Source organism: Treponema primitia ZAS-1 (assembly GCF_000297095.1).
GTDB lineage: Bacteria > Spirochaetota > Spirochaetia > Treponematales > Breznakiellaceae > Termitinema > Termitinema primitia_A.
This window is the reverse complement of sequence record NZ_AEEA01000135.1, coordinates 1-26,130: the sequence shown is the minus strand read 5'-3', so window position 1 is coordinate 26,130 and position 26,130 is coordinate 1. Positions and strand designations below refer to the sequence as shown.

The following is a 26,130-nucleotide window of genomic DNA, read 5'->3' as shown; positions in this document are numbered from 1 at the left end:
ACTTGACGGTTACGTATCCAAGGCTTATTACCTGGGGCATAAAAAAGCCGTCCCCCGATGGGAGACGGCTTCGGTTTGTTTGCTCGGCTACAACGCGCCGAACTGCGTTTTGTTGTTAGATACCAGTAGCTGAGGCAACAGTAGTGTTGTCGATTGTGAGAGTGGCGCCTATTGGTACCACTAGAGTAGCATCACTGCCGGTACTCTTTTGGCGGATATAGTTGCCTGCGTTTGCAGCACCAGAGCCGCCATCTACTGCTTGAAGATTAGTAATGGTCGTGGCTGTGAGGAAATTTGGTCCAACATCGGTGCTTTTAGCAGCGCCGCTGCTATCTAAGCCACTGATCCTGGCTCCATTGCTCAGGGTGAGCGTACTGGTATTGCCATCGGGATCAGCGGGGGCTTGGACCTCAATGGCACCACCCGCGTTGAGCCGTACATCTACACCGTCAATTTTTAGCGGTGCATCTGCGGCAGCACTGGCAAGGGTGATTTTGGATACACCAGCACCACTCAGTACCCCATTACCACTGATCTTGTTGGATTCAATAGTAACAACTGCTTCTGTTCCTGACACCGCCCAACCAGTGTCACCTGCAATTTTAGTTTTGCCTGCTTCGACATTACCCACACCGGTGAGCTTGACGCCTGTATTAAGCTTGAGCTTGGTATTTGTTAAGCGAAGGTCAACGGCCAAGCTTAGGGTGACATCTTGCTCTACGCTGAGTTCGCCACCGGTGACGTTAAGAATACCACTACCCACAGCAAGTGTTTTGGTTCCATAAGTGCCGGTGAGTGCGGTAGGCCCAACCGGGTCTAGTACCAGGTTAGCTGCGCCTGCTTTTACCAGGGTAATATCGGTATCGGGATCAACAGCAGCGGGGTCATGGATTTTAATAGCCTTGGTTGCTTTAAGGGTAATAGCCTTAGCAACTGTGCCGGTAACTGCGCTCCCATTATTGATAAATACATCAGCATTGAAGGCAGTGGCGCCGCCTAATGTAACAGTATTTCCGAATTCGGAGACACCATTGAAGGTGGCGTCCCCAGCGAAGGTGGCAGCGCCTGTTGTTTTTACGGGGCCGGCAAAATTAACCGAACCGGTAGTGCCGAAAGTGGCAGTCCCAAGGGTTACACCCGCATCTCTGGTGAAGGAGACATTGGCAGTACCAGCGGTAACTGTCGCAGCCGTTACATTGCCGGGCACAATAAGTGTGCCAGCGCCGTTTCCATTATTAAGGTTTAAATTTGTTACTGAAGAAGCAAGGGTAATGTCTTTACCGGCAGCTATTTCAACGGTACCGACTGAGAGAATACCCGTAGTGGCTCCTCCCAAAGTTCCGCCTGTCGTAGTGCTGGTGATCTTACTAGGAAGACCGACTGCATTTGCAAGGGTAACCGCTTTGCCGTTCAGGTCCAAAGTAGGTATTGTTGCTGCTGCGACACCGGTATACGTAAAGTTATTCTTGGCTGTGAGAACGCCGTTAGGTGTAGTAGGATCGACAGGGTCGCCTTGCACAACGAGTGACGAGAAACGAACAGTGGCTGCCGTTAAGTCCAAATCGCCGGCGACGGTTGCACTGCCTATATACACATTTTTGGTATTGTCATCTAGCAGCGTCGTGTCAATGGTCCAACTCTGAATATAGAGATCGGTTGTTGAAACTTCGGAAAGTTTAGTTTTACCGTCCCATGCGGCTCCGACATTGACACCGGCGGCGCCAACGGTAGCCAGTCCGGCAAGTAATGCTCTTGTAGCATCATCCTTCACGAAGATATACTCTGTCGCGGCACCGCCTGTAAAAGTCACATTGGGTGTAAGGATAATGTCGCTGTGCGCTGCATTCAGGACGATATTGGCGGCAAGGTTCAGGGTAACTGCGGCAGTGTCGTCAAACTTTAGGGTCCCTCCGACGGGGACGTTATAGCTCGTGTTGGCAGCTAATGTGACATTACCTTTCAGGATGAGCGTTTTTTTGCCGGTTTTCTTCCAGAGATATTCCCACCAATCGTACCCAATAGTACCAGTCACGATGAGCACGTCAGCCTCATCTTTAGTGACGGTGGGGCCGGTGGTGCTGGTAGGCCGACCGACGGAGTCACCGCTGGCGGCATTGGAACTGGTTAACGATGAGCCGGTGGCGTTATCACAACCTATGAGCAATAGGGGTACTAGCGCCAAGGCCGACAACAGCGTTAAAACTTGTAGTCTTTTCATAAAGCCTCTTTTAATTTCACAGAAAGCCGGTTTCTTACGAAACTCGCCCCTTAAACAGGAGCATCAGGCCTTGGTCCGCTAGCCCCGGTTTGCCGGGGGCAGCGTTACGGAAAATTAACACACAGCCGAAGGGCTGTGTGTTAATGGGTAAGGTTAGGGAGCTTCCGTCGTAAAGACGATGTACCCAGAGCCATTTTTGACAACGGTGTTAGCTAGAATATTAGCATTAGCAGCGGTGCTGTCATAAACCAAAGTTGAACCGCTGTAAAGCTTTATCGCAAGATAATAATTGGTAATAGTAGAGGTGAAAGCGGGATGGTCAACTATGACGGTATATCCTGACACTGTAGCGGTAACATCACCACCCGTAATAGGAGTACTACCATTAGCGGTTGAAGAAATTCTTGCCAACGCGGTCAAGCCGGTAAGGGGCTCACCAAAGGTCAGGGTGAGAGAACCATTCAACGGGACATGGGCATTAGCAAGTGTTGCAGCACCGCTGGGGACATCCGATGTACCCCAATCAGTACCAGCCAGTTTGTACAGGTTGGTAGCCCTGATGAAAAGATTACTGGGAGTATAGACTGCACTGACAATCTTTTCGCCGGTATAGCCGCTTATAGACGCCTCACCTGAGGTTGTTGAAGTAACATTGTTATAATAGATGTAAGTCTCGGACCACGGTCTGTCAACATAGACATACACGGATGAGCCATCAACCTTATAAGCCAACGGTTTAGTATTAACAATAGCAGGAGTAGCATTAGCCTCATAGAATACTAAATCCGGGGTCCCCAGTATGGGTTTGCTAAAGGTTAGTTTAAACGCGCTCCCGGGGCCTGCTACCAGTGTGCGGGTAACCGCAGGGGTAGTCTCCAATTCTACAGATACCAGGATAAGTTTGGGTTCCGTATACACAACGGTGGGCGCAAAGGAAATGTATGAACCATCCGCAGCCCGGGTTTTCTTACTAAGGGTAAGTTTGCCTGCACCGTTAATGTCAGCGAAAGTACTAAAGGGGAACGAAGGAACTGAACCAGCAGCAGGAATGCTGTCTGCTCTCAGGATTACTGTTACGTCACTGTCCCCCCAATCGGGCTTGAGCGCTATATCAGTTCCTAAGGTGAAAGCACCATCTGTGTTAGTATCCAAATAGGCAACGAAAGAAGCCTGGTTGATGGGTTTGCTAAAGGTGAGGGTGATTTCGCCATTGGTAGCGATAGGAGTGGTGCGGTTCTCTGTTCCAATGTTGTGGGAAAGCACGAAGCCTACATTACCCAGATCAAACAAGTAGATATCGGGAAGCCCAACGACTAACGGTTCTGAATTTCTCGGGGTTTTAAACGTAGTAAGCACATCAAGAGCATCATTACCAGCGCCACCGTCGCCGCCGGTTTCCTTATTCGTTACTACATACGCGGAGCCGGTGCTATTAACGGGCGTACCAGTGTTGACTGTAGTAGCAAAATGATACAATTCCCCGTTCTCTCCAATCTGCTGTTCAAAGCGATTGATGGTGATGTTGAACGTAGCATCAGCGGGAAGACCCGCTATCTCGAAGGTTCCTTCCTCAGTTGTCTTTACCGGGCCATAGGCATCTTTTACCTCATCGGGATTGGCGGGCTGATTAGCACCATAAGCGGTGTTGTCCACAAACCAAACGTCCACACCGGCTGCAATCGGCTGCGGGGCTGCAATTGCAGCGGATTCGAAAGTTCCGGGTACTACCCAGATCTTACCTTTAAAACCGCTGGTAAGGGGGGTAAGGGGAATAATAGATGAACCGGCATCAAAGACGTAGTCATTTTCAAGCTGCCATTTTCCTACCCATTTGAACTCCTTGGTTCCCTCGTTATAGGTAACCACCGAGCCGTCACTGGCGGTGAAATTATGGCCGGTAAAGGTCCAATCGGTTACATTTGCCAGACCATCGTAGGGTGTGGTCTGCAACCAAGCATCAAAAGAGGCTCTTAGAGTTTGTAAGGTCTCTTTTTCCAGGAAGGGATCATTTTCTGTATATTCATTAGGATCAACAACAATAGGGGTAACCTTGGTTGTTAATTTGTATCCCGGTTTGCTAACAGAAACTACATAATTTGTGTTAACATCGGTACCGAGACCACTCTTGCCTGAATTGGGGATAAGACCCTTGATGACATACGCGCCGCCGGCGTCGGTTGTGGCCGATTTGCCGCCGATGGATACGGTCGCGCCTTCAACGGGCAGACCAGTAATTTTATCGAATACGACGCCGTTTGTCTGGCCCTTGACACTCCCGAACGTGGGGGATGTGCTGCCGTTATCGCATCCGGTGATAATCATAGTGAGTGCTAAAAACGCCACTATACTCCAAGATAAAGCTTTTTTCATGCTTCTCTCCTTTAACAATGAGTTGGCCTCAAGGGTCAACTGGTATCTATGCGAGGGGAACCCGCATAACCGTAAACGGCCGCAACGCAGCCAATAACGATCTCAAAGAAAGGGACCTGCGCGACCCCGAAAGGGGTGGGACAGAGAACCTGGGGGGAGGAGGGAAGTAACTCGTTATCCTATAAAGAAATAAGGAAACAAAAGGTAAAACCCCACCACTGCCAGCGCAGAGAGGGGGACATAAAAGCGATACTCACCCAATTCCTACCTTATCAAATAGTATATATAGTTTATTATTTTTTATCAATATATTTCGGTGTATTCTTTGTTTTTTTTTATTTTTCGATAAATAATACAGGAAATGGGGGGAATATCGGGGTTTGAATCTTATCGGGCGGGTACGGGGGTGTGCCGGGCGCTCGCACGCTTGTAGAGTCTGCTACTGGGTTTCCGAAAGCACACAATTGGTCGGGGGGCCTGTCTGGAAGGAAACGTATGGGGCCTCCCAGAGGGTCCCTCCATACGTTTCCTTCCTGACACCCCACTCCGTACTAAATGTAGGTGTGCTTTCGAGCCTCCTCGGCGCATGGCTTCACCGGGCCGGTTCGCCAAATTATGCTTCTAACTATGCCTCAGATGATGTTTGGTGCTATGCGGCAAAAGACTTCCATAAGATTTAGGCAAAAAAAGGACCGGCGGAAACCGCCGGCCCTGCCCTTGAGGCATGTCGGAAATATAGTGATTTGGGAGGGGAACTATAGGTCCGACATCTTTAATATCGGTTCTTTCTGCCAGGACTTAAGAAATTTTAATCGCTCTCGGAAATGGATACATCTACGGCCAGGGCAACCCGGTAGGTTTTTCCCCGTTGTATGGTCATGGGCTTGACCACGGAGTAATCGCTCATCTGGAAACGTACTTCGTGGAGTCCCGGCTCTGTTGTTATGGGCTGGCGGCCGTTATCCACGGCTTCGTTGTCAAAGAATATCAGAGCATTGTCCGGAGCTTCGAAGTAAACCAGGGGGGTGGTGTCCTGAAGGGTAATGCTCAGGTCCAGGATCTTGCCCCGCTCTATGAGGAAACGGCGATTTTCATTCCGGTAGTCGTCGGAGATAATCACCAACTGGTGTTCCCCCTCCTTTAAAAGCCGGGCCTCCCGGGGCCGTTCCACCACTTCGTCATCAATGAGCACCGTAAAAGGCCGCCGGGGGAGCTGTTCCGGATACCGGGTGGCTATCCGTACCGCCCCCTCGTCGCTGAATATGGGTTTGGCGCTGAGCCGGAAGGGCATGGTTTCGACTTCCTCGCTGAGGCTTTTGATAGCCGGCAGGATTCGGAATAGGATGGGGAAGGATTCCGGGGGTACTATCCCGGTTGGGAGGGACGAATAGGGGCTGGCCTGCATACCGTGGTTTGAACGGATGGGGATCTGATAGATGATCCGGATTTTATTCGGAATGGGTTCCATGCTGAGCTGCTGTGCATCCAGATCCGCTGTCCCGGTCTCGGGCGTCCGGTCAAGATTTGCGTAGAGCGCCAGGGCCAGGCTTCCCCGGTGGGCCATATAGGCCTGGGGTACGATGAGCTCCAGCTCAATGCCCCTAAAAAAGCGGATCTCCCCGTTCAGGGTAATGACCACCGAATCGGTATACGAAAGGCTTACGGAATCGCCCCCGGGCTTATCCAGGGACACCAGGATGTTTCCGGCGTTCGATATGTGCAGAGGTTCCGCCCTAAGCGACTCCACGCCGCCGGGATGGGTGAGTAGGAAAAGGTACAGAAATGCCCGCCATGGGCGTATCATTTTGTAAATAACAGTCTCCCGGGATCCTGAGCTCTCCCATTTTGCCGCAATTCAAAGTGCAGATGAGGTCCTGTTGACTGACCGGTTGAACCGACTCTTCCTATAAGAGTACCGGATCGGACGTGACTTCGCAAGGCTACTTCAAATTTTGATAGATGCCCATAGAGGCTGGCCCAGGTTTCCCCATGACGGATAATAATATAGTTACCGTAAATGGGGTCCGTATCCATTTCGATCACCTCCCCATCCCGGGCGGCGTATACCTCGGTTCCTTCGGGGGCTGCCAAATCCAGCCCCTGGTGTACCCTGAAATTGCCCGTAACGGGGTTTACCCGGGGGCCGAAGGGGCTGCTGAGCCGGTAGGTCCGCAGGGGGTAGCGGAAACCGGTGTTCAGAAAAAAGGCCCGCTCGGTGGGGGAAAAATCCGCTCCGGGGATAAAGAGGAAACGCTCGGTTCCGTTGTTTCTGGTTACCGTGATGGGAATCCCCTCCTCTTGAGCCCTTCCGGTAAAGAGCAGCAATTCCAGGTCCGTTTCGGGCTTTTCGGGTATGAAGATACCGTACATGGAAGGGAGGAGCAGGGTCGGCGCCCCGATAAAGCTATCCGGGTGGGGTATGTGGTTGAGGGTGGCCAGGGCTGCGTAGGGGATATTGCAGCGGGCCGCCAGGGTAAAGGCGTCGTCCCTGGGTCCGGGGTTGTAGGCGTATACCGTAAGTACCCCTGCCAGGGACTCCGCCTCTTCTCCGGTGCGTTCCCGGTTGTGGATCCGCAGCCGGGCGGCTTCTACATCCGCAGCGTACTGCCGAAAGGCCGTATCGGAACTATCCAGCCGGGAAATCTCCGGGAAAGGCGGCGTCTCCTGGGCCGGAATCTGGGGGGCGGAGAGGAGGAAGATGATAGAAACCGTTTGGGCGAAAAAAAAGGCAAGGGTTACCCCTTGCCTTTTATACCGGAATCCGCGCTTATTCAGCCGCAATTGCATCGGTAGGACAGGCTGCGGCACAGGAACCGCAATCTACACATTTGCCGGGATCGATCCAGCGGAAATTGTCTTTTTCGGAGATGGCCTCCGAGGGACATTCACTTTCACAGGATCCACAGTTCACACACGCGTCACTGATCTTATACGCCATATTACACCTCTCTAAATAAATTATTTATAAAATACTATATATTGCCGGGATTTTCAAGATATTTTTTTATCTTTTCCGTAGAAAGGGGATCTTCGGTTCCAGGACTGGGAAGCCGGCGTAGAAACGAGGTGTTGCGGCGCAGCGGATGCGTGCCCCATAGTGCCCTTGACTTTTCTCCTTTTCTGTCACAATATTGTAATATAAGTGGATGTTGGTTGTAACCTGTGAATCGAGAGGATGTATTGAGTATGCCTGTGGAAAAGTCAGTGGGAAAACGGGCGGTAAAAGAAGAAAAACAAGTAGTTTCCGTGAAACCCGCAAGTCCCTTACAGACAGTACGGGGGAAGAAAAGGGGTTCTACGTATAGAAAGGTGGAACCCACCTTGTTCCCGGGCGGTTTTAGAGCAAGCTGGGTTGGCGAGCAAACTATAATCATAGAATTTGCTGATGCTGGTGAGTATGATGATGACAAGATTATAGTTGGGGCGTTTGCATTAGAAGCCGGAGTTGCTAAAGAGTTGGCAGAAAACATCGAGAGCTTAGTTAAAAAAATAGAGGAGAAAAAAGAAACGCTTCATAGAAAGTCAAAGGTTAAGTAAGAATGGATTTTACCTCTTGTCAAAGGATATCTTCGCGACAGGAAAAATCGGTGCCTTATCAGGCATCTCTTCAGGGAATTGAAAATTTTGGGGTGGGAGAAGAGAGTCCGGAATACTATACAAGATTTTTTTTATACAAAACTAACACGGTTGTTGTAAATTCTATTTTCAATAATTCAGATAATCTCCATTTTTATAAAGATATAGCAAATACCAAAAAAAAATCTCTAAGGGCTGGAAATGTTTTTCAGAAGGAGATACATAAAAGGTTCAAATTTCTTGATCGATCTTTGGAAGATGACCAGGATGAAGAAATTTATAAACTTACAAAAACTATCACCTTGGAGGTGTTACAGTATCTGTCCTTTGATATTCCGCCTTTTATCGGAATTGATAATTCCGGTCAGGTAATTGTTGAATGGCACAATTATAAAGAATGTAGGATTGTAAGAATTATCCCTGTAATTCAGGAGAAAATCATATTTCAGGGAATAAAAACCAATAGCATGTCCTTTACGGTTACTTCGACCCTACAGAATATTAAAGAACAGGGCAGCAAAGATTTAACCAGTTTTATTCCAGGATAAATTATGATGAGGCTTGAGGATCGCCATAATTATGTTCGTTACTGTAGGCCCAATCAAATAGCTGATAATGGAAAAATTCTTTCAGCCGCATTTGTTTTACGAAAGAAAAATCCTAAGCTTAACCGATCCAAAGATGAAACCGAGTTATCGGTGGATTGGTTTGAATATTTCAAACGGGATCATTACAAGAGAATAAAATCGGCGTTGGCGAAAAGGCTTACTATTAGTCAAGCAGGGAAATTAGCAAAACTAAATTGTGGTAGAACTAAGGCTGCAATATTGCACCAATTTAAATTTGAAATCTATATTGAAGTTGTAGATAAGTCGTATGCGCATTTATTGGGTCTCTATGAAAATCAGAAAGAAGATACTGAAATATTGCTATTGGATCTTTTTTTAAATCAAATAGATGAAGTAAAGTCCATAGGCGAGATTACATAAGTTTGAATCTTTGTATTTCTTCTGAACTTTAGAGTATTGATAACTAGTAATGAGCAAGATCCTTACAACAAACACCCCCGGGATTCCAGGGCAGATGCGGTTTCCCCGGCGCTTACTATCATCCTTTCCATCACCAGGGGGATTAGGGTAAGAAGCTGGGTAAGGCCTTTTTTCCCGCATCGGGCCCGGTAGGCGAGTTCCGCACTTTCCCAGACCGTGAAGAACCGGGGGAGGAAACCCAGCATCAGGGAAATACCCAGGCTGAGGCGCCTAAGATGCAGGTGGTCCAGGGAATCCTTGATTTCCGTCATGGTGGTCACGGAAAAAAACAGGGATGCTGCGCAGAAGGCGAGGATGATCCCCCAGCCGAAGATAATGCTTGCCTCAAGGCCCTCGGTGTTGAGAAAAACCACGCTTTCCCGCTCCGGGTCCAGGCCGACGGACCGGCAAAGCCCGACCATGAGCGCCATTACCAGGAGGGGGCGGATACCCCGGAGCAGTTCCCAGGGGCGTATCTTCGCGGCCAGGGAAGCGGCTATTACCAGGAGGGTCCCCAATCCCAGGGCGGAGAGGCCGAAGATGAAGCTGAGGGTGGATACCAGGAACAGGCCCAGGAGCTTGAGCCCCCCGGGAAGCCGGTGGAGTATGCTGTTACCCGGGCGGTACGCGTAGGGGACGGGCCGGCGTATGGGCCGGTGTTTTACAGCCATGTGCAGTCCGCCACGGTTGCGTAGCTTTTCCGGGGGTCCCGCACGCCGTATTCATCCTTCAGCCGGTCCAGAACTTCGGCGGGGTTGCCGTCTTCCCGGATGATTCCCCGGTCGAGGATTACCAGCCGGTCCGCAAAGGCCAGGACCTTCTCCAGTTCGTGGGTCAGGAGGATCACCGTTTTGCCCTCCTGTTTAAGCTGCCGGATTATTTCCAGCACCTGGACCACCCCGGGCCAGTCGAGGTTGGCGAAGGGTTCGTCCATGATAATGGTTTGGCAGCCCATGGCCAGGATACCCGCCACGGCAAGGCGCCGTTTTTCACCACCCGAAAGGTTTCGCGGGGGCCGGTCCCGCTTATGTTCCAGACCCAGGGCTGTCAGGGCGTTTTGTACCCGCTCTTCAACTTCGGCCTTGGAAAGCCCCAGGTTTTTAGGCCCAAAGGCGATATCCTCCGCCACGGTTTCCCCAACCATCTGGGCGTCCGCATCCTGAAAAACCAGGCCCAGATGCCGCCGAAGCTCGCCCATGGCGGTGTTGAGCGCTTGTCCCCGGAAGAGGAGTTCCCCCCCATCGGGATCCATGAGCCCCGCTAGGATCAGCATCAAAACGGTTTTTCCCGAACCGTTGGCCCCGGAGATCAGGAGGAATTCACCCTCACGGATCTCCAAACTTACCCCGGAGAGCGCACGTACTCCGGTTTCCCCCCCGGGTGAAAAGGTTTTGACCAGATTGGAAATGGAGAAAAGGGGATTCATCAACGATGCTAGAGCAGTTCCGCGATAATTCGACGCAGCCTGGGGGCGATGGCCGCCGCAACAATTCCTTTTACGGCGTCTCCCGCCAGGAAGGGGAGGCCGCCTGCTATAAAGACCTCGGGCCAGCTGAGGTTCATAAGCTGTTTAAGCCGGAGTATGCCGGGAATATAGACCGAAAGGAGTCCCAGGATGGTCGCCAGGATGATCTTCCAGCCAGGGGCTGGTTTTGTAGTCCGGGGCCGGCCTGCGATGAGCCCCGCAATAAGGGCCGAAAGCAGGTAACCCAGGAGGTAACCCCCGGTGGGACCGAGAAAACGGGCGAAGCCCCCGGAAGCCCCGGCGAATACCGGCGCGCCCAGAGCTCCGGCTAAAAGATACAGAGCCACCGCAAGGCTTCCGCCTATGGGCCCCAGGACCAGCCCGGCAAGGATGGTAAAGAGGTTCTGCAGTACCACCGGTATCGGGGAGAAGGGCAGGGGGATCGATATAAAGGTCCCCGCTGCGGTGAGGGCCGCAAAAAGGGCGATAAGGGTGATTCCGCTGATTGTTTTTCGGCTCGCGGAAGAGCTGGCATTTTGATTCATCATAACTCCTTTCTGTATAAGTAATTAGCGTTTATGGCGAAAAACCCGGTAATTGATGGTGGGGAAGATATTGTGGCGCCGTTCCAGGCTGGTAAGCCATTCGGTGCTGATATAATTGCTCCCCAGGGATTCGTAGATGGTGGTAAAATTCCGCAGCGCCGCCTCAGCCTGATTCCGGGCATAGTCGGTGTTTTCCTGCTTGTAGAGCATTTTCGGCCAGTCGGAACACTGGACCAGGAGTATCTCCCGGGCAGCTTGGTTCAGGGCCCGTTCCTTGAGCCCCGTATCGTCGGGGAAACGTTCCGCCAGCTCTATCATCCGTTCCAAGGAACGCAGGGCGTGGCGGTAGAGCCAATCGTTGGAGGCGTCCAGCCACATTTCCCCGTAGCCGTTGACCCCCCAGGACGAAAACTCCGGCATGGCAGTCCGGAAGCCGGAGGCGTCCTGTTTGTAAAGGTATTCCGCGGGGGTCATAAACTGAAGCCCCTCGCGATGCGCCCCCTCCCGGTACAGGGCTTCGATAAATGCCGGCCCCTCGTACCAGAAACGGCCGAAGAGATCGGCGTTAAAGGCGCAGAGGCTTATGGGGCAGCCGTCCATGTATTCCACCGCGGAATTGAGCCGGGAAATACGGGCATCCAGGAAGGACGAGGCGGCGGCTTTCACCTTTTCCAGCGCTTTTTGGGGATCATAGATTTGTTTATTTCCCACCGCCCAGTACTTATACCCGGTCGCTTTCCGGGCGCCGTTGGCTTCCAGGAAGGAGCTGAGCGCCTCCGTAGGAAGTTCAAACCCCGCATCCCGGTGATAGTCGCGGTATAGGGGATCCATATGGCAGGCAATCTTGGCCGCCTCCAGTTCCCGGCTGGCATAAAAATCCCTGGCCAGGATAAATACCCCGGCGGGGGTTTTGACGGGATAGAAACTCCCCCGGGATTCCGGGCGATCCTCAAAGCAGAGGCCATGGGTATCCACGATGGTATAGCTGAAATTATAGGCCCGCAGGTACCGGTCAATTTCCGGAGACCAGCCGAGCTCCGGAAGCCAGAACCCATGGGGATTCTTGCTGAAAAGAATACGGTGGGAGGCGATGGCGGTCTCGAACTGAGCCTGGATCGCCTCGGGATAGTCCGAGTAGAGGGGCAGAAAAGCATGGGTAGCGGCGGTGGTTAGCAGTTCCACCCGGCCTTTCCGCTGGTGATGATCGAAACCCCGCAGGATGTTCCCCTCGTAACGTTCCGTAAAAAGGACCCGCTTATCCACCGCCTGGTTGTAAAAATTCAGGGCCAGACGGTGTATTTCATCTTCCCCGGCGGTTCTTTCCAGTTCCCGAACGCCGAATTCAATCTGCCGGTCCACGTATTTCAGGTACCGTTCCAGGAGGTATTCATCCCGCAGCATATGGCAGAGGGTTGGAGACAGGGACAGGGCAATCTTGAAGGGGATATGCTCCGCATCCAGGCGGTCAAAGACCTGCAACAGGGGCAGATAGGTATCGGAAAGAGCCTCGAAAAACCACCGCTCTTCCTGGGCCTGATCTATTTCAGGATGCCTGACAAAGGGCTTATGAAGGTCCAATACCAAAGAAATGACCCGGCAATTACTCATTAACCGCTACCCCTGGACGCCGGCGGCGTTTACGCCGATGCGTTTTGGAAGACGGGATGAACGGATGGTATTGCGGAGTATTTTAAAATCATCGATCCCCGAAAGGCGGAGCAGAGGGTTATCTACGGTTGCAGGACCTTTGTTTTCCCATGGTTTGAGCAGCTTAGGCAGCTTGAAGGAGTTGGAAACCGCTAAAATGATCGGTTCGTCCCTTCTTATAACACAAAGCTCCACCTTGAAACTTCCCCCCGAGGGAGGAAACCCCAGGTACCAGGCGGAATCTTCGGTTCCCACCTGAACGGTAAAGGAACTGTCTCCTGCGGTACTTCCCGTGGATGGAGCTTCGGGTTCCGGTATATTCACCGGAGAGACCCTGAGATGATACCCGCCAAAATCCGAAGCCTTCTCGTGGACCCCCTTATCATGGGCATTGATCTCCCAGAATGCAAAGGCCCAGAGGGGATCACGGATTAAAACCTCTATGTAACTAATATTGTACTGTTTAGGAAGGGGCGCCGTTGCGCCCTGGCGTTTTTCCGCTAGGGGGAGGGGACCCTTTTTATTGCTGCTTTCATCATCGCCGGTAGTTTCCAGCAATTCCTCTATAATGATGGTCCGGTCTAATCCGGGAGGTATGTCTATCCCCTGGCTGTCCGCAAGTCGTATCAATTCAGTTGTTGTTAAAGTTTCAAGGAAAGGCCGGTTCGGCCACAACTCATCCATCATCACGTGATCATGGGAAAAAGACGGATATATGTCAATACGCCGCACTAGAAGCCCAGGGATTGCATTTCATCGATACGATCCATCAGATCCTTGGAATGGATGATCAGGGAGATCCCCTCCGAGGCCGGCTCAAACCGGGGGTCGACCTTCAGGGTCTCTTCCCAATAATACCGGGCTTCTACGGTTTCCCCCCGGGAATAGGCGCTTAAGCCCCGTATGTACAGGGCCTCCGCCTCTTCTTCCCGGGCTTTTCTCCCCTGATCCCCCAGGTTAAACCGTACTCCCAGGCTGATACGGTTCATGGGAGTAAATTGGGTTAAGAGATCCAGGGTATAGTTTAGGTCAATGGAAAACTTTTTCAGTTCCACCGCGCTGCCCACGGTAACCCGGACACTACCGGATTTGGTCAGGAGCCCGGCGCGCATGGACAGGAATTCCGTGACCTGGGCGGATAAGCCCACCGCCCAGTAGGGCTTTTCCGAAAGGTCGGGGTTCACCAGGTTCATGGGGATGGAATAGTCGAAGGAAAGCAGGATTGGCCGCAGGGGTTTCCAGGAAAGGCCGGCCACCGCCACCGTAGGCAGGGGGTCGTCCAAGGCCGGGGGGCCCAGATTACGGGCTGTCAGGGCAAAGGAAAGATTTCTTTCCCGGGAATTGTAGAATTTCAGAAAATTGATACGGGTAAGTACGCCGATATCCGCCATGGCCATGGCAGCGGACTGGGAAGCGCCGGACCCGGAGATCAGGCTGCCCGTGTGGTTTTCCTGGTCATCGGCATCGGAATAGTCCGGAACAAAACGGAAGGCCCCCTTAAGGTTTATCCCCAGGGAAATACCGGTAAAGTAATACCCCGAAAGGAAGTTATAGGAGCCGTTGAGTACCCCCACCGCCTCGGAATAATAGCCCTTGGAAGCCCGCTCCCCGTAGATGTTGTACTCCGTAAAGGGGGTGTAAAGCCATTTACCCCCGGCGGCAAACCCAAAATCCTTCAGACGGGATGCAAAGGCCGCCCCCTCAATCTTGGTATCGGCGATCCAGTTATTATGAAAAAGGGCCAATTCCGTCTTTGCCAGCATGGAGGACCCTGCGGGATTCCATTCGAGGAAGGAAATGTCATCGGAAACTGCGGAAAAAGAACCGGCCATGCCCTCTGCCCTGCCCCCCAGTGGGACATTCAGCACGGGGAAGGCAGTTAGTCCCGCATTGTCGTCAATACCGTAGATATCCTTCAGATAATCCGTGATGGAACCATAGGAATCTTCGCTAAAATCAATGGCTCCCAGGGTATTTACTAGGCAAATGAGAAAAACCATACTGAGCAGCGGGGTTCCGCATTTTTTCATGTATACCTTGTAATAATATATATCAGATCAAGACATTATTCCAGAGTACTATTATACTGTAATTATCGGAATTCCGATATTGAAGGTGGGTATACCGTAGTGAAATTTTCAAGCCCTCCGCTGGTGCGGCGCCTTCAACGTATTTTTTCGCTGACGCTACAGCCATGGCTAGGCTTTTTTCTGTCCCTTTTGGTCCTGGTCCTGGTTCCATCCCTGTACGGGGAGGGAATGCGGGATGCCAGCTTAAAGTCCGCGGACAAACTTATTGCGGAGCGGCAATTTGACGAGGCTATTCGGATTCTAACCGAATACGCCGAAGAAACCCCCGCAAAATTTTTCCAGGCCCAGAGGCGGCTCCGGAAGATTATCCTGCTCCGGGCGGGCTACAATGCCCTGGCGGGGGAGCTTCTGGATGTACTGACCAATGATCCTGACAATTCGGAAAAGATTCTCGACCTTACCCGGCGGCTTGAGGAAGTGGAGCCCGCCCAGGGTATGGTGCAGCAGTTTATCACCCAGGTCAAGGAACTCGCCCTGTTCGGCTATAACCGGCGTCTCTTGGAGCAGATCATGGTCCGAGCCCGGGAACTCCTCGATCAGGGGGATTATATAGGGGCCCTCAACGCCTATGCCGGCGGTTTGGTGATATACCAGCCGGAATTTTTTGCCGCCGGCTTTGGGGAGTCCATCAATAACCGGGTTAACAGCTCCCTTGTTACGCTTACGACCAGCATAAGGACCTTTTCCGGCCTTGTTGCCCCCTTTAATAACGCCATCGCCGGTATTGATCGTATTGGAGGCCAGGGCGGGGGGGATAGTTTGTCCCGGCTCCGGGATTTCTATACCCGGCTTACGCCGCTGATGGAGCAGCTCATCATTCTGAATAACGACATAGCCGGGGTGGGGAATTACTTTGATGAGCAATTAGCCCGTTTCCGGGAGGCGGACCCCAACCTGGGGGATCGTAACTACCTTTCCTTTACGTCCAGGATCGTCCACGGCCGGGTAGGTATGGATATTCAGGAAGGTATGCTGGGCGCCGTGGCGGGTCTCTGGATTTCGGTGCTCTCCCAATTTGATGGGGTCCTGGCAAATAATACGGAACAGGCCTACAAAAACGCCTACGCTGCCCTGGAAAGGAAGAATTTTTTCCAGGCCAGGGCGCAGTTTGAATCGGTTGTCGCCTATTGTACCATGGCATTGGGCTTTTTAAATGATTGGGGCCGTTTTTACCAGGGACAGAATTTGCAGACCTACGAATATTTTGGCAATGCGGTGATCGCCGCCAAGGCGGATGAGTATTTACGGTATGTGTCCTTGCGCATAGCATCCTCAAGTCTGATGGAAACCGGCCCCTTGCTGGAGCAGTACAGCCGTTTATCTTCGATGAACTCAACAGCCCTGGAATCCTGGCAGCGGGGCGCCATGGGTACCCGGAATGCCATGGCCATGGAAGCGGATATGCGGAGTACCTACCACGATTTGGCGGTCAAAGTAGAAGCGGTTCTGGAACGGTTGAATGTGACCGGGGAGACCCTGCTGAGTTATCGTTCCAGGCTCAGCGGGGAGGAGGTCCATTACACCTCAATGGAAAACGCCCTTACCCTTTTTAACGAACTGGATGTGAATATCTTCAGCCTGGAAATGGCTTCCGCAGTGAGGGAGTACACCATTGGGAACGGGGACCTCCGGCAGCGAATAGCCATCTGGGAAAACCAGTTTAGTGAGGCCAACCGCCTTTTTGTGGGGTACTCCGTATCTAACGCCGATGGGCAGTATATTGCCAAGTACCCCACGGAGGCGCTGAGCCTTTTTGGCCGGATTGATCAGGGCAGCGCCCAGGGGCTTATTGATGGGAACGCCTTACTTGCCAAGTACGATGAAGAAGTTCCCCGGTTTATTACCGCCCCCCAGATAGATAGATTATTCCGCGACGCCCGGATGCTGATGGCCCGGCTTGAGGCGCTCCGGACCGGGACCGTACCCCTGGCGGAGACCGCCAAAACCCAGTCAGCCCAGGCCGAGGCACTCCGCCTGGACGGAGACCGGTTCTACCAGGAAGCCCGTACCGCCCTGGGCCGGAGCAGCTTCGACGTAGCCCGGGATCAGGTCCTGCGATCCGGGGAACGGTACGACGCTTCCCTGGCGATCCAGGAATCCGCCGAGCTCAGACGTACCCGGGATACCAACCTCATTACCCTTGGGACCGAGATAACCAGGCTGGAAAACGAAGCCATAATCAGGGAGGTACGGAACCTGGTCAACACCGCCCGGGATACCTATTTTGACGGAAATTTTGACCGGGCCGAAGACTACCTGGTCCAGGCCAGGGCCCGCTGGCGGAGAACCAACGTGGAGGATGACCCGGAGGTAAGCTACTGGCTTACGGTGGTCCGGGGCGCCATGTCCCTGCGGGCAGGGCGGAGCATCCCCGTTACGGCCCCCCTGTATGCCGAAATGAGTCAGCTCCTCAGCGACGCTAAGAAAAACTACGACGATGGGATCCGGCTGATCAACGAGAACCGCCGTTCGGAGGGTATGGCTAAGTTTGTAGATGCCCGGCGGAAAACCCGGGAAGTTCGGCTCATGTTCCCGGTTAATCAGGAGGCAAGTCTTCTGGAACTGCGGATGGATCAGGTGATGGATCCCGCCGCTTTCACCGCATCCTTCCAGCGCCGGCTCACCGAAGCCGTATCCGGTACGAAGCGTGGATCCGTGGAAAGCTTTGCGGATCTTCAGAACCTGGCGGAAATCAACCCGACGTATCCGGGGATCCGGAACATGGTGGCCCAGGCGGAGATCGATATGGGGTACCGCCCCGCCCCGCCTGATGTACGATCCCTTGCCCGATCCACCGAGCTTACCACCGCCGCCCGGTCCATCATAGACCGGAATGTGCGGACCCAGTTTCCCATAGCCTTGGAACAGCTGAATCAGGCCCTGGTATTAAACCCCTCCAACAGCCAGGCCATGGCCCTAAAGGATAGGATTCAAGCCGAGTTAGGCGGGGGTGGTTCGGTGATTTTAAGCAGCACCGTGGAGCGGGAGTACCAGCGGGCGGTCCAGGCCTTGCAGCAGGGTAATACCCTGGCGGCCATGACCATTGTGCAGCAGCTTTTGCAGGATCCCCGGAACCGTAATTCGACCCGTATCCAGGATTTACAGCGAAGAATCGAGTCCCTCCTATGAAACGTATAGCAATACTGCTTTTTTTTCTTAGCTGCGCCGCTTCTCTTTCTGCGCTTTCCGAATTTTTCTGGGAACAGCCGGATTTCTTTATTCCCCAGGAGGCGGATTTTCCCGTATCGGCCTTTAACAACGGTCTTTCCATTTTAGCTTGGCAGGAAAATCACCCCGGTCCTGTTGAAGGGGGCGGGGACGGGCAAATCACCATCTCCCTGGCGGTTAAGCGGACCGGAAACCCCTGGCGTATGTACCCCGCTGTGGGCGGTCCCTATACCTATTCCGGCGCCGAGCCCGCCATACTCAGCGCTGCGGTGGATTTCCGGGGCCGGATAATCCTGGCCGCCGCTGCCTCCGCCTCGGAGACGGAAATCCTCATCTCAGGAGATCGGGGAGAAAGCTTCAGAAGGGTCCGGCTCAACAACGGCGCCGAAGGTTCCGTGGCCCCCCGGATTTATGCCAGGGTCGGCGGGGGGTATCTCCTCTTTGTAACCCGGGGCATCGCCCAGTCGCTTTCTATTTTTTACGCCCGTTCCGATGATGGTATCACCTGGACCCCCTTTGAGCCCTTTGTGATGGATACCGCCATGCAGCTGAATTTTCTCCCCACCCATGCGGGTCTAAACGGGACCGATTATGTGGTTTTTCAATCCTTTGTGGGCAGCGTCGATGTTGCCCCCACCTTTCAGCTCTACCTTAAAACCAGTACCGATGGCGGCAACACCTGGACCGCCGCCCGGCGGATTACCGGTTTCCGGGATCCCTATTCGAACAGCGATGCTAGTCCGGAACGTTTTGATAACCAGCGCCCCTACCTTTCGGTCCAGGACAATCGGCTCTTTCTGGTATGGGAACGGCATTACAGTTCCGCTAACCCGCAGATTTACGGCGCATCCCTGGACAGCGCGGGGAATATCATCAACCCTGAACGGATAAACAGCGAAAATGCCTATTGCAATAACCCTATAACGTTTTATTTCCGGGGCGAAACCACGGTGGTGTGGTTCGACAGCCGCCGCGGCGGGAACCGGGTGTTCCTGGCCCAGCGCTGGGGAACAAACTGGGAGAACTACGACCTTTCCGGCGCCACCGGGGAAGCCTCCTTCGCCCGTCCGGTGGTGGACGGCAACGATCTGCTGGTATTCTGGCAGACCCGGGTCCGGGGGCAAAACCGTATCTACTCCCTGGCCCCGGATACTACGACCGCATCCCCCCGGCTTGCGGCGGAAAATTTTGTTCCTTCCCGGCGTACCAGGGCTGAACGGGTCCGCCTTTCCTGGAATGTTCCCCCGGATCCTTCGGGGATCCGGGGCTTTTCCTACAGCTGGAGCAAATCCCCCGAGGATGTCCCCCCCAGGGAGCTGCTCGTCTATGTGGGAACCACCGGGCGGGAACTCATCGCCGACGAGGATGGGAGCTGGTATTTTTCCGTCACCGCCCAGGATTACGCGGGTAACTGGTCCGCCCCTTCGACGATTGAGTATATCCGGGATACTACCCCCCCGCCGGCGGCCAATGTCATCCAGCCGTCCCTTGACGAAGAGGGCTTCCTCAGCTCCAACAGTTTTTCTGTTCAGTGGAACCCGCCCCCGGCCTCGGATGTGGCAGGCTATACCTGGACCATGGAGTACATGGCTCCCCTGGGTGGATTCACCCAGGGTGAATCCACCCCGATGGATGACGAAACCTTTGCTGCGGCCGCAGAAGAACTATTCAGCCTGCGGCCCGTTCCGGCGCCCACCCCGCGGATCATGGGGGCGGATACTGCCGTCTCTTTTTCAAACGAAGATAACGGGGTATGGCGCTTTTCGGTGTTCGCCATCGACGAAGTCGGTAATATCGGCCCCGCCTCCAGCGCCTATTTCCGGATGAACAAATACATCCCCCACACCTTTATTACCATGGTGGACGCCGGTCAGGATGAACAGGGTATACTTTCGGTTCGCATTGTCGGCAGGGGTTTCCTTGACGGCGGCGCCGTAGAGCGGATTTTCCTGGACCAGGACGGCCGGCCTCCCTATGACCGGGAATATTTCCTGGATCGCGGCGATTTCAGGATAAACTCGGACCGGGAAATCACCGGCCTGCGGATCGATGATATTGACGAAGGCAGCTTCCTGATCGGTGTGGAGCATCCCCTGCGGGGAATCGCCCTGGGGAACCGGTTGATTTCTGTGGACGAAATGGGAACCGCTAAGTTTGGTGATTTCTCCCAAACCTGGGAGCCTTCCTGGAACGTGCGGGCGGAAAGGCGTTACCGGTTCGATATAATTATCTGGATCATCATTGGAATAGTATTACTGTGCGGAATTGGAATGGTAGCTTCCATACGGGGCATTGCCTCGGTCTTGGCGGATACTGCGGCGATAAAACTTGAAACGGTTGCGCTCATTACAGGAGATCTTATGCCCTTGGAAAAGAAAAAACGGCTGAAAAAAATCAATAAACGCGGAGTGGGTTTGCGGATTAAACTTGCGGGTTTTACCATTGCCCTGGTACTCCTGGTGGTGGGCATGGTCTCGGGCCCCCTGTACGCCCTCATGACCCGCACCCAGGAAGAGACCCTGCTCCAGGGCCTTTGGGACCGTTCCGCCGTGTTAATGGAAGGCCTTGCCTCCAGCGCCCGGGCGTATCTGCCCTCCCGGAGCAGCGCGGTCCTGGAGTTAAGCTACCTCCCCGCCCAGGCATCCGCCCTCCCGGAAGCCCGGTACGTAACCATCACCGGTTTCGGCGCCACCTCCACCCTCTTTACGGATCATATCTGGGCAACCAACGACCCGGACATCCTCACCAAGATCGATACGGCGGATCTTGAGCCCGGGATCTCCCGCCTGGAGGATCTCTTAAGTCCGCGGATTGAGGAACTTGCCGATGAGCTGAACAACCAGGCCCGCAGGGAGGTGGGGGATTTGGCCGCCAGTATTGCCAGCCTGAACCAGGAAGGGGTTTCCCTAGCCCTGCGTACCGACCAGGAAAGTATCCAGCGCCTGGAGAGCATTCAGGAAACTACCCCGGGCCTGGAAAAACAGCTCACCGAACGGCTCACCGACATAGCCCGGGAGATCCGCTCCGAACCGGCCTTCTCTACCCTGCGGGTGGATAAAAAGGCGGGTACCTCCTTTATCTTCTATAAGCCGGTCATGTTCCGCCAGGGCTCGGAGGATGTGTACCTCCGGGGCCTTATCCGGCTGGAAGTGTCCATCGATTCCATCATCGCCCAGATTGCCCAGGGGCAGCGTTCCCTCCTCCGGGTCCTGCTGATAGTCGCCCTGACGGCCATCATCATCGGCGCGGTGGGCGCCCTGGCCCTTTCCGCCCTGATCATCAGGCCCATAAAAAGACTGGTATTCCATGTGGAACGCATCCGGGATACGGAGGACAAAGCCAAGCTTGAGGGCGTTGAAATTGATATCAAGACCCGGGACGAGATTGCCGTACTGGGGAACACCATCAACGACATGACCCACGGTCTGGTCAAAGCCGCCAAGGCTTCGGAGGATCTCACCATCGGTAAGGAGGTGCAGAAGAAATTCATCCCCCTGGAAATTGACCGGGAGGGGAATAAACTCAGCTCGGGGTTTAAGGACACCAAAAACGCCCAGTTTTTCGGTTACTACGAAGGGGCCAAGGGCGTGTCCGGGGATTACTTCGATTACCAGGATCTGGACGGCCGCTACTTTGCCATCATCAAATGTGATGTGGCCGGTAAGGGAATCCCCGCGGCGCTGATCATGATCCAGGTGGCCACCATGTTCCTCAACTATTTTAAGACCTGGAAGCCCACCCAAAAGGGTATGCATATCGAGGAGGTGGTCTACCAGATCAACGACTTTATTGAGACCCTGGGTTTCAAGGGCCGTTTCGCCGCCTTCACCCTGGCCCTCTTCGATTCCGAAACCGGCATCATCCGTTTCTGCAACGCCGGTGACAACATCGTTCACCTATACGATTCCTCGGAAAAAAGGATGAAAACCCTAACCCTGCCCCAGAGCCCCGCCACCGGTGTACTGCCCAATTTTATGGTAGAGTCCAAGGGCGGCTACCAGGTACAAACCCTCACCATCGACAAGGGGGATATGCTCCTGCTCTACACCGACGGTATCGAGGAAGCCAAGCGTAAGTTCCGGGACTCCGCCTTCAAGGAGATTCTCTGTACCGGCGCGCCGGAGGACGGAGGCAACGCCCGCATCGACACTCCCCACGCCAACCACGTGGTAGGTCAGGCCGATGAGGAGATGGGCGCCGACCGTGTGGAGGCCATCATCAATGCGGTGATGAACAGGCAGGTCTACACCCTCTACAAGTACCATAACCCCGAAGGCGAAAGAGAATTACACTTCGACTTCACCACCTGTCATGGCGCCGTGGAAGAAACCATCATGGCCATGGTCTCGGTAGAAAAGATGTTCCGCCTCTACCGTGACCCCCGGGCTGGTGAAGACTCCCGGGTTCTGGTGGACAAAAAGATCGACAGTTTTCTTAAACTGCATTTCCGTCAGTACCGCGAGTACTGTTCCCAAACCCGGGAAAATCCCGGTAACGAAGCGTACATGTACTACACCCAGGTTAAAGAGGATGAGCAGTACGATGATCTGACCATAATCGGTATCCAAAGGAAATGATCAGAATTCCCGGTTCTGGGCAAAAAGGTGTATATTTAAACCATCAATATAGTGGAGGACGATATGACATTTGGAGATCGTATGAGGGAGCTCCTGGAACAGGGAGCCGTGGTATCTAAGGAGTTTGCCGCCAAAGCCGGGGAGAAAGCCCAGGATTGGGGCAGCCGGGGCCTGGAGGCTTCCAAGGAATTTGCCGCCAAAGCCGGGGCTAAGGCCCAGGAGCTGGGGGAAATCGGGGTCCTCAAGGTGGAAATCAAACAGCTTGAAGGGCAGGCTAAGAAACTCATAGGCCGTCTTGGGGCGGAGCTGTACAGTAGTTTCACCGAAAAGAACGCCCAAAGCGTTTCCCGGGACGATATGGCGGTAGGGGCAATACTGTCGGAAATTGCCGTCGTAAAGGCAGCCATCGAAAAGCGGGAGACGGAACTGCAAAACAGAAAAAACCAGGGGAGAGACCCGGGGGTAACTGACTGATTCCGGATTATCTCATTACGAATGCCCGGATACTGGACCCTGAAAGCGGAAAGGATTTTATCGGAAGCCTCGGGATCGCCGGGGGCCGTATAGCCGGTTTATACCCGGCGTCCGCTGTCCTGCCACAGGCCGGGCAGGTGGTGGACGCCGCCGGGGGTTACCTGACGCCGGGTTTTATTGATGTACATTCCCATACGGACAACCATCTGGTCTGCGCAGAAAAGCTGCTGGCCCAGGGGATCACCACGGTTCTCAGCGGGAACTGCGGTATCAGTCCCGTGGATTTCTCCCGCTTCTTCGCCGAATTTGAGGAAACGGGATTTCCCATACATCAGGCGGAACAGGTGGGCCATTCCAGCCTGCGGGCGGCGGCGGGTCAGGATAATGTGTATGCCCCCTCTTCCCGGGATCAGCTCATTATAATGAAGGAACTGGCGAAGAAGGCCTTTGCCGAAGGCGCCTATGGGCTCTCCTTTGGTCTGGAATACGTACCCGGTTCTCCGCCGGAGGAGGTTTTGGAACTGGCCCAACTAGCGGCGGATGCCCAACGGCTCATTTCCATTCATACCCGCCTGACGAAGCTGAACGATGTCGATTCCCTGCGGGAAGCGTTGGAAATTGCCCCCCGGACCGGCGCCCGGGTTATAATATCCCATCTTGTATATATGTTTACCGGAGACGGTTTGAAGCGGGCCATAGAACTTATTAATACCTACCGTCAACGGGGCGCCGATGTATGGGCGGACAGCGGTGTGTATACCGCCTTTGCTACCGGGGCCGGTACGCCGGTCTTTGACGAGAAAGTTTTCTTTGAATGGGGAATGTCCTTTGATCGGCTGCGGGCCGGAACGGGTAAGTATGCCGGGCAATTCCTGGACCTGGAAAAATACCGGGAAATACGCCGGGATTCCCCGGGGGATAGTTTGATCTACGATGCCGGTACGCCGGATGATATTTTTACCGCCTATTCCCTGGATGACGTGATGGTTTCCACCGATTCAGGGGAGAATCCTCCCGGTCAGGGCCATCCCCAGAGCGCTGCCACCTTCCCCCGTTTTCTTCGGGTCCTGGTAAAGGAACGGGGGCAGTTATCGCTCCTGGAAGCCCTGCGGCGTTGTACCTTGATACCCGCCCGGGCTCTGGGTCTAGCCCAAAAGGGCCGTCTTGCGGAGGGCGCTGATGCGGACCTGGTAGTACTGGATTGGGAACGGCTCCGGGAGGCCGCGGACTTTCCCGGTTTCGGTAATCCCGATGCGCCGCCCCAGGGGGTAAAACTGGTCTTTGTGGGAGGTAAGCTGGTCATCAAGGATGAGCAGCGGCTTTCCGGCGTTTATGCCGGTAAAAGCCTGCATGTCAAATAGGAAAACCGCTTTGACGGCGATCGTTTACTCCTGGGAGTCCGGGAACCGAATTGACCCGGTGTTTTTCGATTATCTATAGTATACCGATGGTGTTTGTAGGGTAGACCCTTATTGTCGGAACGGATACTATGTGAAAAGGAGATATAGTATGACCAAAAAAGAGTTAGTACTGAAGGCATTGAACAATGAAGAAGTTGAGCGGATCCCCGTGGGTTTTTGGTTCCATTTTCTCCCGGAGGATGATTTATATAAGGGCCTAGCCGACCCTCAAATCGCGGATCGCAATGTTGCCGGTCATAAGCGTTTTATCGACCAGTTTCACCCCGATTTTGTCAAGGTAATGAGCGATGGCTTTTTCGGATATCCCACCAGCGGGGGCGAATCCACCCAAAATATTGCGGATCTGGGCCAGTTACAGCCCATCGACCCTTCCCACCGCTGGATACAGCAGCAGGTAGACCTGGTGAAAAAGGTAACCGCCCTGCAAGCGGATACCTTCTATATTTATAATATCTTTTCCCCCTTTACTACCCTGAAATCGCTGCTTGGGGTTGAAAAACTGGTAAAAACCCTGAAAACGGAACCCCAATTAGTAGGGGATACCCTCATCCGTGTTGCCCGGGGATTGGCCGCCCTGTCCGAGCGGGTAATCAAAGAAGCCAAGGCGGATGGTATCTATTTGAGCGTACAGAACCCGGATATTGCCCAAATTTCAGACGATGAGTACCGCCGGTATGTCACCCCCTCTGATAAAATAGTATTGGATGCGGCGAACAAGGCCGGGGGAAACAATGTGCTGCATATTTGCGGCTTTAAGGGCGTTAAAAATCACCTGAATGCCTGGAAGGATTATAAGGCCGCAGCCTATAACTGGGCGGTGAACGAGGATGGCATCAGCCTCTCGGAGGGGAAGAAGCTCTTCGGGGGCAGCGCCGTGATCGGCGGTTTTGCCAACTCCCCAGGTTCCTTGATAGAGGTAGGGACAAAGTCCGAAATTGAGGATTTTACCGAAAAGCTTATCAAAGCGTCCGGGAAAAAGGGGATTATTATCGGGGCCGATTGCACCATACCCCAGGGCATTCCCTTTGATCGTCTTGAATGGGTACGCCAAAAAGCCGAGCAGGTTTCCCGGTAACTCCTCAAAATCTATCGCAGAGCGTTTAAATCCCCCCTCCGGCGGGACGAGGAGGATTTAAACGCTCGTGAAAATTTAAATGAAAAAAATAAAAAATTTAAAAAAAGGGCTTGCACTTATTTTCAAAGGGTGATATTCTCTTATTCGCTCTTGTAAATGAGGTTGTTCTTTGTAAATTGTCTGGATGATTTTTAAGGTTTTTACCGCAGATTATTTATCAAATGTTTGATGAATTCTGAAAGGTTTTCAATAAAAAAGCGTAATTTGGATTTTCACAAAATTAGCGTTTTATATGTATTAATTGAAGTTGAAGGTCTTGACAAAAAGCGGACAAATGTAGTATTGTCTGCCTCACCGCCTTAAAAGGGTAGTGAAAGGGTAAAAAGCCGCCTAAAAGCGGATTTCAGCCCATGTTCTTTGGCAATATAGGGAAGGGGAGAGAGACGAAACTAAGCGAAGCGCCGGGTAACCGGGGC

The 26,130-nt window shown here is 53.3% G+C and carries 19 protein-coding genes; 8 read left to right on the top strand and 11 right to left on the bottom strand.

From position 1 onward, the window contains the following. Nucleotides 1–115: 115 nt before the first annotated feature. The 5 genes from TPRIMZ1_RS0116195 to TPRIMZ1_RS20155 all read right to left on the bottom strand — a co-directional run bounded on the left by TPRIMZ1_RS0116195 (nt 116) and on the right by TPRIMZ1_RS20155 (nt 7,526). Nucleotides 116–2,218 carry a hypothetical protein gene (locus TPRIMZ1_RS0116195; RefSeq protein ID WP_010262779.1) on the bottom strand — a complete coding sequence of 701 codons (2,103 nt, stop codon included), beginning with the start codon at nt 2,216–2,218 and terminating at the stop codon, nt 116–118. Nucleotides 2,219–2,371: 153 nt separating this feature from the next. Beyond that, nucleotides 2,372–4,588: a carboxypeptidase-like regulatory domain-containing protein gene (locus TPRIMZ1_RS0116190; RefSeq protein ID WP_010262776.1), complete on the bottom strand. Its 2,217-nt coding sequence runs from the start codon at nt 4,586–4,588 to the stop codon at nt 2,372–2,374. Between the two features lie 808 nt (nt 4,589–5,396). Continuing rightward, entirely contained in the window at nt 5,397–6,392 is a 996-nt protein-coding gene (locus TPRIMZ1_RS0116185; RefSeq protein ID WP_010262773.1) for a hypothetical protein, read from the bottom strand. Beyond that, the gene (locus TPRIMZ1_RS0116180; protein WP_010262771.1) at nt 6,389–7,375 is read right to left on the bottom strand and encodes a M23 family metallopeptidase; all 987 of its coding nucleotides are present in this window, start codon (nt 7,373–7,375) and stop codon (nt 6,389–6,391) included. Before TPRIMZ1_RS0116180 ends, TPRIMZ1_RS0116185 begins: the two co-directional genes overlap by 4 nt. Continuing rightward, nucleotides 7,356–7,526 carry a DUF362 domain-containing protein gene (locus tag TPRIMZ1_RS20155; RefSeq protein ID WP_010262769.1) on the bottom strand — a complete coding sequence of 57 codons (171 nt, stop codon included), beginning with the start codon at nt 7,524–7,526 and terminating at the stop codon, nt 7,356–7,358. Before TPRIMZ1_RS20155 ends, TPRIMZ1_RS0116180 begins: the two co-directional genes overlap by 20 nt. Nucleotides 7,527–7,774: 248 nt before the next feature. On the opposite strand from TPRIMZ1_RS20155, the gene TPRIMZ1_RS0116175 reads away from it, so the two are divergent. Genes TPRIMZ1_RS0116175 through TPRIMZ1_RS0116165 form a run of 3 tightly spaced genes read left to right on the top strand, consistent with a single transcriptional unit; the run spans nt 7,775 to nt 9,153 of the window. Further along, nucleotides 7,775–8,125, top strand: coding sequence for a hypothetical protein (locus TPRIMZ1_RS0116175; RefSeq protein WP_010262767.1), 351 nt, complete (start codon nt 7,775–7,777; stop codon nt 8,123–8,125). 50 nt (nt 8,126–8,175) lie between these two features. After that, nucleotides 8,176–8,712: a hypothetical protein gene (locus tag TPRIMZ1_RS0116170; protein ID WP_010262765.1), complete on the top strand. Its 537-nt coding sequence runs from the start codon at nt 8,176–8,178 to the stop codon at nt 8,710–8,712. A gap of 3 nt (nt 8,713–8,715) precedes the next feature. After that, nucleotides 8,716–9,153 (top strand): hypothetical protein, encoded by a 438-nt coding sequence (locus TPRIMZ1_RS0116165; protein WP_026043769.1) that lies wholly within the window; start codon nt 8,716–8,718, stop codon nt 9,151–9,153. A gap of 62 nt (nt 9,154–9,215) precedes the next feature. On the opposite strand, the gene TPRIMZ1_RS0116160 is transcribed toward TPRIMZ1_RS0116165, so the two are convergent. From TPRIMZ1_RS0116160 to TPRIMZ1_RS0116135, 6 genes are read right to left on the bottom strand one after another with little or no spacing between them, the layout of a single operon-like run. Next, complete coding sequence (locus TPRIMZ1_RS0116160) at nt 9,216–9,863, bottom strand: energy-coupling factor transporter transmembrane component T family protein (protein ID WP_010262763.1); 648 nt, start codon at nt 9,861–9,863, stop codon at nt 9,216–9,218. Then, a complete protein-coding gene (locus TPRIMZ1_RS0116155; protein WP_010262762.1) occupies nt 9,854–10,618 on the bottom strand; it encodes an energy-coupling factor ABC transporter ATP-binding protein in 765 nt (254 codons plus the stop codon). Before TPRIMZ1_RS0116155 ends, TPRIMZ1_RS0116160 begins: the two co-directional genes overlap by 10 nt. Before the next feature lie 8 nt (nt 10,619–10,626). After that, complete coding sequence (locus TPRIMZ1_RS0116150) at nt 10,627–11,205, bottom strand: biotin transporter BioY (protein ID WP_010262760.1); 579 nt, start codon at nt 11,203–11,205, stop codon at nt 10,627–10,629. A 21-nt stretch (nt 11,206–11,226) separates the two neighbouring features. After that, nucleotides 11,227–12,810 carry a glycoside hydrolase family 57 protein gene (locus TPRIMZ1_RS0116145; protein ID WP_010262756.1) on the bottom strand — a complete coding sequence of 528 codons (1,584 nt, stop codon included), beginning with the start codon at nt 12,808–12,810 and terminating at the stop codon, nt 11,227–11,229. A 6-nt stretch (nt 12,811–12,816) separates the two neighbouring features. Beyond that, nucleotides 12,817–13,536, bottom strand: coding sequence for a DUF4912 domain-containing protein (locus TPRIMZ1_RS0116140; RefSeq protein ID WP_232616856.1), 720 nt, complete (start codon nt 13,534–13,536; stop codon nt 12,817–12,819). A 44-nt stretch (nt 13,537–13,580) separates the two neighbouring features. After that, a complete protein-coding gene (locus tag TPRIMZ1_RS0116135; protein ID WP_010262749.1) occupies nt 13,581–14,879 on the bottom strand; it encodes a UPF0164 family protein in 1,299 nt (432 codons plus the stop codon). Nucleotides 14,880–15,107: 228 nt separating this feature from the next. Here TPRIMZ1_RS0116135 and TPRIMZ1_RS0116130 point away from each other — a divergent pair, with 228 nt between their 5' ends. From TPRIMZ1_RS0116130 to TPRIMZ1_RS0116110, 5 genes are all read left to right on the top strand, one after another. After that, the gene (locus TPRIMZ1_RS0116130; protein ID WP_198429950.1) at nt 15,108–18,068 is read left to right on the top strand and encodes a hypothetical protein; all 2,961 of its coding nucleotides are present in this window, start codon (nt 15,108–15,110) and stop codon (nt 18,066–18,068) included. Beyond that, on the top strand, nt 18,065–22,684 hold the full coding sequence (locus tag TPRIMZ1_RS0116125; RefSeq protein ID WP_010262742.1) for a SpoIIE family protein phosphatase: 4,620 nt from the start codon (nt 18,065–18,067) through the stop codon (nt 22,682–22,684). The genes TPRIMZ1_RS0116130 and TPRIMZ1_RS0116125 overlap by 4 nt, the downstream gene beginning before the upstream one ends. A gap of 63 nt (nt 22,685–22,747) precedes the next feature. Continuing rightward, a complete protein-coding gene (locus tag TPRIMZ1_RS0116120; protein ID WP_010262737.1) occupies nt 22,748–23,158 on the top strand; it encodes a hypothetical protein in 411 nt (136 codons plus the stop codon). Between the two features lie 137 nt (nt 23,159–23,295). Beyond that, nucleotides 23,296–24,519 (top strand): amidohydrolase family protein, encoded by a 1,224-nt coding sequence (locus tag TPRIMZ1_RS0116115; RefSeq protein WP_081503689.1) that lies wholly within the window; start codon nt 23,296–23,298, stop codon nt 24,517–24,519. A 148-nt stretch (nt 24,520–24,667) separates the two neighbouring features. Next, entirely contained in the window at nt 24,668–25,654 is a 987-nt protein-coding gene (locus TPRIMZ1_RS0116110; protein ID WP_010262729.1) for a uroporphyrinogen decarboxylase family protein, read from the top strand. The last annotated feature ends 476 nt before the right edge of the window (nt 25,655–26,130 follow it).

Coding starts and splice junctions, on each gene's coding strand:
- TPRIMZ1_RS0116125 (WP_010262742.1), top strand. CDS start 18,065: ATGAAACGTATAGCAATACTGCTTTTTTTTCTTAGCTGCGCCGCTTCT.
- TPRIMZ1_RS0116155 (WP_010262762.1), bottom strand. CDS start 10,618: ATGAATCCCCTTTTCTCCATTTCCAATCTGGTCAAAACCTTTTCACCC.
- TPRIMZ1_RS0116190 (WP_010262776.1), bottom strand. CDS start 4,588: ATGAAAAAAGCTTTATCTTGGAGTATAGTGGCGTTTTTAGCACTCACT.
- TPRIMZ1_RS0116110 (WP_010262729.1), top strand. CDS start 24,668: ATGACCAAAAAAGAGTTAGTACTGAAGGCATTGAACAATGAAGAAGTT.
- TPRIMZ1_RS0116185 (WP_010262773.1), bottom strand. CDS start 6,392: ATGATACGCCCATGGCGGGCATTTCTGTACCTTTTCCTACTCACCCAT.
- TPRIMZ1_RS0116120 (WP_010262737.1), top strand. CDS start 22,748: ATGACATTTGGAGATCGTATGAGGGAGCTCCTGGAACAGGGAGCCGTG.
- TPRIMZ1_RS0116140 (WP_232616856.1), bottom strand. CDS start 13,536: ATGATGGATGAGTTGTGGCCGAACCGGCCTTTCCTTGAAACTTTAACA.
- TPRIMZ1_RS0116195 (WP_010262779.1), bottom strand. CDS start 2,218: ATGAAAAGACTACAAGTTTTAACGCTGTTGTCGGCCTTGGCGCTAGTA.
- TPRIMZ1_RS0116130 (WP_198429950.1), top strand. CDS start 15,108: ATGCGGGATGCCAGCTTAAAGTCCGCGGACAAACTTATTGCGGAGCGG.
- TPRIMZ1_RS0116180 (WP_010262771.1), bottom strand. CDS start 7,375: ATGCAATTGCGGCTGAATAAGCGCGGATTCCGGTATAAAAGGCAAGGG.
- TPRIMZ1_RS0116160 (WP_010262763.1), bottom strand. CDS start 9,863: ATGGCTGTAAAACACCGGCCCATACGCCGGCCCGTCCCCTACGCGTAC.
- TPRIMZ1_RS0116165 (WP_026043769.1), top strand. CDS start 8,716: ATGATGAGGCTTGAGGATCGCCATAATTATGTTCGTTACTGTAGGCCC.
- TPRIMZ1_RS0116145 (WP_010262756.1), bottom strand. CDS start 12,810: ATGAGTAATTGCCGGGTCATTTCTTTGGTATTGGACCTTCATAAGCCC.
- TPRIMZ1_RS0116135 (WP_010262749.1), bottom strand. CDS start 14,879: ATGAAAAAATGCGGAACCCCGCTGCTCAGTATGGTTTTTCTCATTTGC.
- TPRIMZ1_RS0116175 (WP_010262767.1), top strand. CDS start 7,775: ATGCCTGTGGAAAAGTCAGTGGGAAAACGGGCGGTAAAAGAAGAAAAA.
- TPRIMZ1_RS0116150 (WP_010262760.1), bottom strand. CDS start 11,205: ATGATGAATCAAAATGCCAGCTCTTCCGCGAGCCGAAAAACAATCAGC.
- TPRIMZ1_RS20155 (WP_010262769.1), bottom strand. CDS start 7,526: ATGGCGTATAAGATCAGTGACGCGTGTGTGAACTGTGGATCCTGTGAA.